Origin of the sequence: Thauera sp. AutoDN2 (genome assembly GCF_051280715.1) — a bacterium.
GTDB lineage: Bacteria > Pseudomonadota > Gammaproteobacteria > Burkholderiales > Rhodocyclaceae > Thauera.
Genome location: NZ_JBNCAR010000050.1, coordinates 1 through 10526, shown reverse-complemented (window position 1 = coordinate 10526; position 10526 = coordinate 1). Strand labels below are relative to the sequence as shown.

The 10526-nt window shown below is 61.7% G+C and carries 13 protein-coding genes; 6 read left to right on the top strand and 7 right to left on the bottom strand.

The annotated features are described in order from the left end of the window. Positions 1-390: 390 nt before the first annotated feature. The 7 genes from ACPT9U_RS16610 to ACPT9U_RS16580 form a co-directional block, all read right to left on the bottom strand. On the bottom strand, positions 391-2616 hold the full coding sequence (locus tag ACPT9U_RS16610) for a DNA methyltransferase (RefSeq protein WP_435751755.1): 2226 nt from the start codon (positions 2614-2616) through the stop codon (positions 391-393). Between the two features lie 38 nt (positions 2617-2654). Next, complete coding sequence (locus ACPT9U_RS16605) at positions 2655-2921, bottom strand: hypothetical protein (RefSeq protein WP_435751754.1); 267 nt, start codon at positions 2919-2921, stop codon at positions 2655-2657. Beyond that, positions 2918-3544 (bottom strand): AAA family ATPase, encoded by a 627-nt coding sequence (locus tag ACPT9U_RS16600; protein WP_435751753.1) that lies wholly within the window; start codon positions 3542-3544, stop codon positions 2918-2920. The genes ACPT9U_RS16605 and ACPT9U_RS16600 overlap by 4 nt, the downstream gene beginning before the upstream one ends. A gap of 61 nt (positions 3545-3605) precedes the next feature. Then, on the bottom strand, positions 3606-3875 hold the full coding sequence (locus tag ACPT9U_RS16595; protein WP_435751752.1) for a type II toxin-antitoxin system RelE family toxin: 270 nt from the start codon (positions 3873-3875) through the stop codon (positions 3606-3608). Beyond that, positions 3859-4089: a type II toxin-antitoxin system RelB family antitoxin gene (relB, locus tag ACPT9U_RS16590; RefSeq protein WP_020684461.1), complete on the bottom strand. Its 231-nt coding sequence runs from the start codon at positions 4087-4089 to the stop codon at positions 3859-3861. Before relB ends, ACPT9U_RS16595 begins: the two co-directional genes overlap by 17 nt. A 44-nt stretch (positions 4090-4133) precedes the next feature. Next, the gene (locus ACPT9U_RS16585) at positions 4134-4682 is read right to left on the bottom strand and encodes a tyrosine-type recombinase/integrase (RefSeq protein ID WP_435751751.1); all 549 of its coding nucleotides are present in this window, start codon (positions 4680-4682) and stop codon (positions 4134-4136) included. Positions 4683-4802: 120 nt separating this feature from the next. Further along, on the bottom strand, positions 4803-5693 hold the full coding sequence (locus ACPT9U_RS16580) for a DNA-binding protein (RefSeq protein WP_435751750.1): 891 nt from the start codon (positions 5691-5693) through the stop codon (positions 4803-4805). A gap of 1017 nt (positions 5694-6710) precedes the next feature. Between ACPT9U_RS16580 and msrB the strand changes: the two genes are divergently transcribed. From msrB to ACPT9U_RS16550, 6 genes are all read left to right on the top strand, one after another. Next, complete coding sequence (gene msrB, locus ACPT9U_RS16575) at positions 6711-7154, top strand: peptide-methionine (R)-S-oxide reductase MsrB (RefSeq protein ID WP_435751749.1); 444 nt, start codon at positions 6711-6713, stop codon at positions 7152-7154. 1 nt (position 7155) lies between these two features. Beyond that, the gene (gene msrA / locus ACPT9U_RS16570; RefSeq protein WP_435751748.1) at positions 7156-7650 is read left to right on the top strand and encodes a peptide-methionine (S)-S-oxide reductase MsrA; all 495 of its coding nucleotides are present in this window, start codon (positions 7156-7158) and stop codon (positions 7648-7650) included. Positions 7651-7837: 187 nt separating this feature from the next. Next, complete coding sequence (locus ACPT9U_RS16565) at positions 7838-8542, top strand: glutathione S-transferase N-terminal domain-containing protein (protein ID WP_435751747.1); 705 nt, start codon at positions 7838-7840, stop codon at positions 8540-8542. Continuing rightward, entirely contained in the window at positions 8539-9507 is a 969-nt protein-coding gene (locus tag ACPT9U_RS16560; protein WP_435751745.1) for a magnesium and cobalt transport protein CorA, read from the top strand. Before ACPT9U_RS16565 ends, ACPT9U_RS16560 begins: the two co-directional genes overlap by 4 nt. A gap of 94 nt (positions 9508-9601) precedes the next feature. Continuing rightward, positions 9602-10174 (top strand): hypothetical protein, encoded by a 573-nt coding sequence (locus tag ACPT9U_RS16555; RefSeq protein WP_054662472.1) that lies wholly within the window; start codon positions 9602-9604, stop codon positions 10172-10174. A 95-nt stretch (positions 10175-10269) separates the two neighbouring features. Further along, a partial coding sequence (locus ACPT9U_RS16550) for a hypothetical protein (protein ID WP_435751743.1) occupies positions 10270-10526 on the top strand: 257 nt, incomplete at its 3' end.

Here is a 10526-nt window from a genome sequence, read left to right as displayed (position 1 = left end):
GTTGCTGGCCAATAAAAACTACCCCAATGCTGAACGGGTAGAAATGGCCCACAAAATTTATAGCAATCTAACCGGGAAACAATGACAGCTTTGGGTCGGGTGCCGTCGCGTGCGCAGTGTCAAAGCTGACATGACGAATACATGAGATGGGCTGATGCTCGCCGTCCGGTCAGGCAGCTGCCCCCCTGCAGGACTCACAGCAGTTGTATGCCACCCGTCATCCGAGACGTCAGTCGGCCTCATCCAGACCGGAACAATCTGGACGTGACGTCCGGCTGGCATTGCCGTGATCGAAATGGCGGCTAGTGACACGACTGTTGGGTCTACCCCATCGACCGGGCGCGGGACAAGCCACGTTGATCGGCTGACGGAATTTTCGGCGGTTCCGGCTTAGAACCCCTTTTCCGGCTGACGATCCTGGGTAAAAAGCGTGGGCTTTTCCGCAAAGGCTTGAACGCTTTTCGTCGGACTATTCAGTCGTGCCTGGGAGACGGCAGCGACACGCTTCATCACCGCCGGCATGGACTTGAGCTCCTTAGGCGAGATCCCTTTTAGCCAAAGGCAGTAGCGACGCCCACCGTTGATCAGCTCTTCACCGCCGATATAGGTCTTGAGCCACTTGGCGGCAGTAGGCTCTTCAGCCTGTAGCGCTTCGGCTTCCTGTTCGGACAGGATCAGGTGTCCGCCATCGGTGGGCTGGCTGCCCTTGATCAGCTGCGGAAGCCCCGATGGGGTTGCAGTTCGCGACGGCAGAATGATGTCGGCGGCGTCAACGAGGTAGGGGTTGATATTCCGGGCCTTGATGGCGTGCGGCTCACCTTTGATGTCCTCGTACTCGAAGATCACCTTCTCATCGGAATCCTGCAGGCCGAAGCCCACGATCACACAATGAACAGCAGCGCGCCCGCGGGCCTCGCTCGTCCACATGAACGTCCGGTGGGCGAAGTGGATCTTCACGCCCTGCTCCAGCATCCAGCTCCAGAGGGTGCCGACTTGCTCGCCCTGGCAGATGCTATTCGTTGAGACAAGGGCCGTAACCACCTTGGGATTGCGTTTCATGTACTGCACGGCTTTGTGATGCCAGCAGGTGACAAAATCGAGCCGCCCAAAGCGCCCACCATTGCCCCAAACGTTCGCCATGTCCTCCATCTGTTCCGCACTTCGCCACTGGTGACCGACGAAGGGCGGGTTACCGAGCAAGTACGCGCATTTCTCGGGCGGAAGCACCGTGCTCCAGTCCAGGCGCAATGCGTTTGCGTGAACGATTGTCGCGCTGTGATTCAGCGGGATACGCACGAAGTAGGCGCCGAACTCTTCGCTGACCTTCATATTCATCTGGTGATCGACCAGCCACAGCGCAACCTGGGCGATTTGCGCCGGGAAGTCTTCGATCTCGATACCGTAGAACTGGTCGACATCGACCGCGATCATCTGATGCACGTCGAGCGCCATCTGCCCGCCAGCGTTGGCAGCCCGCAGCACCTCGAGCTCGAGCAGGCGCAGCTCGCGATAGGTGATTACCAGGAAGTTTCCGCAGCCGCAGGCGGGGTCGAAGAAGGTGAGCGTGCGCAGCCTGGCGTGAAACTCGGAGAGGCGCTTCTTGTTGCCGCGGATCTTCTCGAACTCGGCCCACAAGGCATCGAGGAACAGCGGCTTGATGAGCTTGAGGATGTTCTCCTCGCTGGTGTAGTGCGCGCCCAGGTTGCGGCGGGCCTGTGCGTCCATGATGCTCTGGAACAAGCTGCCGAAAATGGCCGGGGAAATCCGGCCCCAGTCGAGCCCGCACAGATCGAGCAGGCTCTCACGCATGGCCGCATCGAAACTCGCCGGCGGAAGCATGTCGGCAAACAGCTTGCCGTTGATGTAGGGGAAGGCTGCCAGGTGCTCATCAAGGTTCTTCAGCCGCTTGTCCTGCGGCGTGTTGAGCACGTAGAACAAGGTGGATAGGTGGTGCGCCAGGTCGGCCCCGTCGACGCCCGTGCGCAGCTCGATGTAGTCCTGGAACTGGCGCTTCTCGAAAATCCCCGTGTCCTCGGCGAACAGGCAGAACAGCATGCGCACCAGGTAGAGCTCGAGCGGGCGCCCCTCGTAGCCGATTGCCCGCAACTGGTCGTGCAGGCGGCCCATGCGCTCGGCCGCCTTGATGTTGATCGGGTCCTGCGGCTTGATGACCTGAGTCTGGTAGCCCGCGATGAACCCGAACAGGCGGACGTTCTTGTAAAGCTCTTCGAGGGGAAATTCGTATGTCGCCCCCTCGACCAGGTCGAAGAGCCGAAAACGCGCAAAGTCACACACCAGGACGAAGCGCGGCAAATCCCGCTCGGCGATCCCCGGGAAGTAGTCCATCGCCTGGGTGTGGGCCCGGTCGAGGTTCTTGCCGCGCGACTTCATTTCGACCAGCAGGATGCCGGGCCAGAACAAGTCGACATAGCCGGCGCCGCCGCCGTACTTCTTCACCGCATGCTCAAAGCTGGCAATGCGCTTGTTGGTGATCCCGAAGATCTCGAAGAAGGCGAGCAGGAACGGCTTGCCCTCGCTGTCCTCGTTGCAGGCGTCGGCCCAGTGCTTGGAGAACGCCAGGGCGCGCGACTTAATTTCGTTCCAGGATAGTGGCATGTGTCGTTATTGACTTATTGCGTTCATGCGTTATTGATTTATTTCTCTTGAATCCTGAAGTGGCCGACCAACGCCTCTTCGATCAGATCGGACTCATTGACCCGCCTGCCGCTCGCCATCGTGCGGCGGAACGCTTCCTCCTTGAGGAACAGATCGAGCGCGGGGTCGATGCGAATCGACTTCGTTCTGCGCTGCGAGACCAGCACCGAACTCAGCCCCATGCCCGAAGTCCCAGATGCCGGCCGCTCGGCGGCAGCGGCTGCGCTCCCAGCCAGGAAGCTGTCGAGGTTGGGTTTTGCTTTCACGCTTGAATCTCCTTGTAGAGGGCGGCCATCTCGGCAATCGCTTGGGGGTCCTTGGCGAGCTCGGCCACCGTAGCCCCCTCGCCGACGGCACGCCGGTACGCCACGCGCTCGCAGATGCGCGCATCGAGGAGACGCAGCTTGTGCTCGTGCAGGTAGTCAATCATCTCCCCGGTGTCCCGGGTGCGCGGATCGATGCGCATCAGCAGCACGTGCACGTCGAGCTCCGCATTGAAGTCCTTGGCCAGCTCGACAATCTCAAGCAGATCGGTCATCGCAGCGGCATCGAGGTTGGAGGCACCCACCGGGACCACGGCACGCTCGGCCAGCAGCAGCGCCGCGCGCAGGCTGGACGAATCCCGGCCACCGGCATCGATCACGGTATGGACGAAGCCCTTGGACAGATTCTTGCCCTCATCGAAGACCGCCTTGCCCAGCAAGCAGGTCGTCGTCGGCGACGGCTCACGCCCGGCCTCACGCCGCCAGGCGGCCCAACTGGCGGCCGAAGCCTGCGGGTCGGCATCGATCAACAAGGTCGCCGCCTGTGCGGCAAAGAGGGCAGCCAGGTGTGTGGCGATCGTGGTCTTTCCCACGCCGCCCTTGGTGTTGACGACCGCTATTCGCATTCGATCAGTCCTTATTTATTTCGTTACCGCGTTATACAAATACATAAAGAAACATCTTATATCAACGATAAACATCCCGACGATTGCCGATCCTCACGACAAGGATGCGCATCACCCCGTCCTCGATGCTGGAGATCAGCCGGTAGTCACCCACGCGATACTTCCAGAAGTCCCCGAGCTTGCTGCCCTTGAGGGCTTCACCGATGCTGCGCGGATCTTCAAGCTTGGCCACGCGCTCGAACAAGAAGGCGAGGATGCGCCGGGCATCCTGGCGGTCGAGCTTCCCCAGCTCGCGCTCCGCGGCGGGGTCGAGCTCAACCTTCCAGGCCATAGCGCTTCATAACCTCTTCGAGCGGAACCGTCTGGGTCTTGCCCGAGCGGATATCGATGAGGCGCTGCTCGGCGAGGTACAGATCCTCGAGGTCATCGAGGTGCTCACGAATGGCCTCGACCATGTAGTAGGTCTTGCTGCGCCCCGTCATCTGGGCCAGATTCTGCAGCCTTTGCGAGACGTCATCAGGCAGGCGGAGGGAAACGGCACCCATCGCAGAGACTCCTATCAACCGAATAGAGATACAAGTATCTCACATCACCGCCACAGCCGCTCGAACCGCGCCGGATTGGTCGCCGTGTAGCGGACGGTGTGCTGGATGTTGCGGTGTCCCAGGTAGTCCTGGATGAGCCGGGTGTCCGCGCCCTGGTCGGCGAGCGCGTAGCCGCAGGCGTGGCGCAGCATATGCGGGTGCGCCTCGACGGACAGCTCGGCCAGTTCCCCGTAGCGCCGGATCGCCACCCAGGCGGTCCGGCGGTTGAGCGGCGCCCGCCGCTCCGAGACGAAGAACGTGTCGCCCGCCGGGCCGAGACGCGCCCGTTCGGTGAGCCAAGCCTTGATGGTCCGCAACTCGTCGCTTCGCAGCGGGTGCGTCGTCGACAACCCCTTCTTGAGCCGAGCGACGTGCAGCACCCGGCTCTCGAGATCCACCTGGTGCAACTTCAGCGCACAGGCCTCGGACACCCGCAGCCCGTGACGGAACATCAAGAGGATCAGGCAGCGGTCGCGCAGCTCGGTGCGGCTGCCGCGGGTGGCCGTGATCAGGCGCTCGACCTCGCGCGCGGTGAGGTGTTTGCGGTCGTTCATCGTTTTGTCCAATGTTCGGGAAAAAAACGCGGCGCAAAGCCGCGCCGTTGCTGGGGGTGGTCTGCGGACATTAGACAAAAGGATTCATTTCGTCCAAAGCACCACGCACCCGACCGGCGCTCAGCCCTTGCCAGGGACAGCAGCCGCAGCCAAACGCCCCCGCAGCTCCGCGGCTTCCTCGCCGGCCTTCTTCGCCTGGGCACGGGCCTCTTCCACCTGCCGCCTTGCCGCCTCGATGTCCCGCACCGCGCTATCCAACGCGGTTTGCTGCGCTTGAACCTGGACCCGCGCGCTGCTGAGCTCCTGCCCTGCCTGCTGTAGCTGCCTCTCGAGCCCCTCCACTCGCTGCTCGGCTCGGGTCGCGCGATCGGTCATCGCCTCGAGGCGCGCGCTCAATACAGCCGCCTGCTGCTCGGCTGCGATCCGTCCCTGCTGCGCCTCGGCCAACGCCGCACGTAGACGCTCGAGCTCGGCCGCCTGCTCGACCTGGCGCTCGGCCTGTGCCTCGATTTTCAGACGGGCGGTCGCGACCTCCACGCGGGCGGACTCGGCCGCCTGCTGCTCGCGTTCGATGCGCTGCTGCGCGTCGGCAAGATCGGCGGCCTGCTGGGCGGCCTTGCCTGCCAGCGTGTCGCGCTCAGTGGTGAGGACGGCCACCTGCTCGGCCAGCTCGTCGCGTTCGGACTCCAGCGCCTCGCCTGCCGCTGCCAGCTCGGCGGCCTCGGCCTGTGCCTGCACCAGACGGCCCTCGATCTCCCCGCGTGCCTGCGCGGCGGCCCGCTCGATCTCGGCCGCAATTGCGGCGGTCAGCGCCTGCGGCAGTTCCTGTGCAGCGGCAGCGGCCACCGGGCGGGCCTCGCGCCAGGTCGAAAGATGCTTGTGGATCGTGTTCGGGCTGCCGGTGTCGCCCAGCCGCTCGCGCACCGCCCGGATGGTCGGCTGCTGACCCTCGCCTGCCAGCGCATCAGCGACGGCGGCGACCTGCTCAAAAGTGATGCCTTGACGTGCCATGATCCTTTCCCCTTTCGTACCGTATCGGTGTAAATCATATCAATACAGATATGATACACAATACAGATACGATATGCAAGCGATTTTCGTAACGTACCGCTGCCCGGTCGGGCAGCTGGCTACTTGCTCCGCGCCCTGCGGGCTTGGGCAAAGGGCGCTGCCCTCTGCACGCCCGCTCTCGCCCGCGAGGCGTCGGGGAGCAGGGGTTAAAAGCCCTCCCCTGCTCCCTCTCCGTGAGGCTCTGGCCGCTGCTGCCGCGTCAAGGGTTCGCCCCGTCTGGCCCGAGTCCTCGCCCGTGCCGGGCTGCGGGCCGCACCAGCCAGACGGGGCCGCTGTGGCGCTTCCTGATCGTTTTTCGAGTGGAAAGGGGGTCAAGGGTCGCAGGGGCGGCTGGCGCGGCCCGCAGCGAAGCGAGGACACGGGCCGCCCCGGAGAGGGCCGCAGGCCCGGCCCTTGACGCCCTTGGAACGATCCCACGCTCCCCGAGTGGAGCAGGGGTTTAGGCCGCAGGCCGTCCCCCTGCTCCCGAGGATCAAACGCGACCGTTTGGCCCCCGGCAGGGCCGCCGGAGGCATACAGCGGTGGATAGGCGACTGCTGCCGGAGTCATGCACCAGGTCGTCGGCCTGCTTCCCTGAAAAACCGCTTTTGCGGTCTTGGTGTGCCAACTGCTGCGCACCTGGCATCGCGCAAGTGCGCGAAAAAAAGCCCCGAGAGCTAGGACTAGCCACAAGCGCGGGTGCCGCCAGGTCGCGTAGCGACCTCGGCGGGGCGCAGCCCGCACGGCCAACGAGCCGGGCGCGGGGGAGCCGCGACATAAGGGGTCAGCTCACGAAACGGGAAAAATCGTACGCTAAGGTCCGAAGGTGCCCTTTAAGGTCGCGAAGTGCTTTGATGCTATCGAAACGATACGTTCAGCGTATTGGATAAATACCAGGCGCACTGCGATAATCGTCGCAATGACTAACAACAAGAACGACAGTTTGGCTGACCCACTAGATGCGTAACGGAGGCTATCGTGAAGTTTGAAAAGTCAAAGACCGCGTTGGACCGTCTGACCCCGGAACAGCATTGGGTCACCCAAAACGCGGGTACCGAAAGGCCATTCACGGGCGAACACAACGACAACAAGAAGCCAGGCATCTACGTGGACGTCGTGTCGGGTGAGCCACTCTTCGCTTCGACGGACAAGTTCGATTCTGGCACCGGCTGGCCGAGCTTTACCAAGCCGATCGTTCCGGCCAACGTGAACGAGGTTCAGGACGGCGCCCATGGGATGAGGCGCACGGAAGTCAGGTCGGTGCATGGCGACAGTCATCTCGGCCATGTGTTTCCGGATGGCCCCTCCGACCGCGGCGGGCTTCGATACTGCATCAACTCTGCGTCCCTTCGGTTCATCCCGCGTGACGAGATGGCCGCCCAGGGATACGGCGAATATCTCGATCAGATCAAGGAGGCTTAATATGCATCAGCGCGCAGTTCTCGCGGGTGGATGCTTCTGGGGCATGCAAGATCTCATTCGCAAGCAGCCGGGCATCGTCTCGACACGTGTCGGTTACACCGGCGGCGATGTTCCCAATGCCACCTACCGCAATCACGGCACGCACGCCGAGGGAATCGAGATTATCTTCGACCCGGCGGTGACCAGCTACCGGAATATCCTGGAGTACTTCTTCCAGATCCATGATCCGACCACGAAGAACCGCCAGGGCAATGATCGCGGGCTCTCCTATCGGTCGGCCATCTACTACGTCGACGCGGAGCAGAAACGGGTCGCCGAGGACACGATCGCCGATGTGGATGCCTCCGGGCTATGGCCTGGCAAGGTGGTCACCGATGTCGAGCCGGTGAGCGATTTCTGGGAGGCCGAGCCGGAGCACCAGAACTATTTGGAGAATCGGCCGGGCGGCTATACGTGCCACTTTCCCCGTTCCAACTGGGTTCTTCCCAAGCGCTAAAACGGGGACCTTGTGCGGTCATCGGCCGGGGCTGAGGCAGAACCGTCTTCGCGGGCCGCGACCTGAGCCCCTGTCCCCGTCGCAGTCTTCGATAACCGCGCCGTTCTTCGGCGCGGCTATCGAACCCAGCGTTGATAGGGTTGAGATCTCCAGTCCCCCGCCATCGCATCACCAGGATCGCAGAACCATGTCAGATCTCTCGTCCTTCCCGGTCACGAAGCGCTGGCCGGCGTCACATCCCGAGCGCCTCCAACTCTATGCAGCCCCCACGCCCAACGGCGTCAAGGTCTCCATCATGCTGGAGGAGACGGGCTTGGCGTACGAGCCCCACTGGATCGATATCTCGAACAACGAGTCAAAGGACCCGGCGTTCGTTTCTCTGAACCCGAACGGCCGCATACCGGCAATCATCGATCCTGCAGGGCCAGGCGGGAGCCCCATTGCGGTCTGGGAGTCCGGTGCCATCCTCATCTACCTGGCCGAGAAAACCGGCCAGCTCATCCCAAATGCACCCGCCAAGCGCTACGAAACTTTGACGTGGGTGTTCTTCCAGATGTCCGCCATCGGGCCGATGTTCGGCCAGCTAGGCTTCTTCCTGCGCTGGGGCGGGAAGGACTATGAAGATAAACGCCCACAACAGCGCTATATCGACGAATCCAAGCGACTCCTAGGGGTGCTTGATCGCCAGCTGGAAGGGCGCGAGTGGATCGTCGATGACTATTCGATCGCGGACATCGCAACGCTGGGCTGGGTAAATGCGCTGGTTGAAACCTACGCTGCCGGCGACATCGTCGGCCTCAGCGAATACTCGAATATCCAAGCCTGGCTCGGTCGTGGGCTAGCTCGACCAGCTGTACAGCGGGGTCTGAGGATCCCTGCGAGGCCGGCATGAGCATCGTTGCCGCCTGCTATTACAACGAAGGTAAGCGAATCAGGGACGTCGCGCTCGACGAGCACGTTCAATGGGATAAGAGTCGATCGGACTTCTGTTGGATCGCGCTACACGACCCCACTGCCGAGGAGCTTCACGCGATACAGACGACCTATCAGCTCCATCCGGTGGCCATCGATAATGCGATGCACCCGCTGTGCCCGCCCAAGCTCGAGGTCTACAACGATGAGCTGTACGTCGTCGCCCAGACTGCCGAGCTGGTAGGCGACACGATTCGCTACGGGAAGATGGCAATCTTCACCGGCCACAATCATCTCATCACCGTAAGGCACGGCCACGCCGGAGAGCTAGGTACCCTTCGAAAGCAACTCGAGGCTTCGCCGGCGCTGTTGGGAAAGGGCGTCGACTACGTGTTGCACGCGATCCTGCACCGGATTGTCGACCAGTATCTGCCCATCTTTGAAATGATCGAAGATGACGTCCTGGCAATGGAAAGGCGGTCACTTGGCGACTTTCTCGGACGAGAAGACGTCGCCCGCATCTTTGCACTGAGATGCGAGCTCACCCACTTCCAGCGTACGCTCGGAGCGATGGCCGAGTTGGTCAGAAAGCTGGTTCGCGGGCACTTTCCCTGCATCAGCGCCGATGTGAGGCCGTACTTCAACGATGTCGCGGACCACGTTGATCGCGTGCAGACCATGGTTAACGGTCTGCTTCAGGTCCTGTCATCTGTCTTTGAGTTCAGCAGTCTTCTGGAAGCGCAAAGGATGGGTAGGAACACCCGCCAGCTCGCGGCTTGGGCGGCTGTACTGGCAGTTCCGGCGGCAATCGCTGGAATATATGGCATGAACTTCACGCACATGCCCGGCCTGAATGCGACCTACGGATTCTTCGTCGTGATCGGGCTCATGGCGACGTCCTGCCTCATCCTCTTCTTGCGCTTCAAGAAGGCAAAGTGGCTTTGAATTCTGTACCCAAACATCTCCGCCGTCCTCCGGCAGTCCACAGCACGCCCCGTGCGGGCGCACGCTCCATTCAACGCGAGATGAAGGCGCCTCAATGAACACCCAAGTGACCGATGTCATAAGCGCAGTGCAGTCGTACGTCGCCAAGGGATACGACCGCGAGTATCGTGTCAAGGATGGCCATCTCGTCGATCTCGAATTCGGATCGAAACTGGATGCTTGCTCCATGCGTGTGGACGCTGCGCTGCGCCTGGAGAGTGGCGACGATGCGGAGGATGCTTCAAACATCTACGCGATCACGGACCCAAAGACGGGGCACCGGGGACTCCTTATCGACGCATTCGATGTGTTCGACGAGATTTGCCATGCGGACTTTTCCGAGCAGCTTTTGGCACATCGAGAAACGGTGCCGACAGGGGACCGGGATGTGCCGAGCAAGCACGGTCTGCGCAAGGTCTACAAGCGCGAGTTTGAACAAGAACCCGAGCGTTATGTCCTTCGGGAAGGGTTCCCCGACTTTCCCGCATGTCCCTTCGGCGGTGCCTTCAGCATCCTCGGATTTGATACCGCAGAGCAAACCTATGTTTGGCTGGTCACAAGCATCATCCGAGACCCCAGGCTGATCCGAGCTCCTTATCAAGGAGAGGACTTTGTCAGCGATGAATAGCCGCGTGGGCGGGATGACAAAGCTCAATTACACGGCGGTCCCCGGCGGATCCTGACGGGCAGACGGCTCCAATAGCGATACAAGGCGAGGTGATTGTGAACTGGAACAAAGACCACATCAGAGAGACGATGCTGTCGTTGGAAACGGCGGCCTTGAAGAGCGCTCGCGACACGTATCTAGGCTACGTGTCGACTGCTCGGCTTGATCGAAGCGAGCCGATCGAGAATGACGAGCACGCTCAGGCGGAAATCGCGAGCGACCTCGCCGAAGGGCTTGATGACAAGCTCCATGACTATGCGGATAAAATTGAAAAGCTCGAAACAATCGATTTCGGGCCGAAGTCTACCGTCGT

Bases quoted from the DNA above. Each gene is read 5' to 3' on its own strand.
- ACPT9U_RS16585 (WP_435751751.1), bottom strand. From the start codon at position 4,682: ATGAACGACCGCAAACACCTCACCGCGCGCGAGGTCGAGCGCCTGATC.
- ACPT9U_RS16600 (WP_435751753.1), bottom strand. From the start codon at position 3,544: ATGCGAATAGCGGTCGTCAACACCAAGGGCGGCGTGGGAAAGACCACG.
- ACPT9U_RS16595 (WP_435751752.1), bottom strand. From the start codon at position 3,875: ATGGCCTGGAAGGTTGAGCTCGACCCCGCCGCGGAGCGCGAGCTGGGG.
- ACPT9U_RS16555 (WP_054662472.1), top strand. From the start codon at position 9,602: ATGAACACCCAAGTGACCGATGTCATAAGCGCAGTGCAGTCGTACGTC.
- ACPT9U_RS16580 (WP_435751750.1), bottom strand. From the start codon at position 5,693: ATGGCACGTCAAGGCATCACTTTTGAGCAGGTCGCCGCCGTCGCTGAT.
- ACPT9U_RS16565 (WP_435751747.1), top strand. From the start codon at position 7,838: ATGTCAGATCTCTCGTCCTTCCCGGTCACGAAGCGCTGGCCGGCGTCA.
- ACPT9U_RS16610 (WP_435751755.1), bottom strand. From the start codon at position 2,616: ATGCCACTATCCTGGAACGAAATTAAGTCGCGCGCCCTGGCGTTCTCC.
- relB (WP_020684461.1), bottom strand. From the start codon at position 4,089: ATGGGTGCCGTTTCCCTCCGCCTGCCTGATGACGTCTCGCAAAGGCTG.
- ACPT9U_RS16560 (WP_435751745.1), top strand. From the start codon at position 8,539: ATGAGCATCGTTGCCGCCTGCTATTACAACGAAGGTAAGCGAATCAGG.
- msrA (WP_435751748.1), top strand. From the start codon at position 7,156: ATGCATCAGCGCGCAGTTCTCGCGGGTGGATGCTTCTGGGGCATGCAA.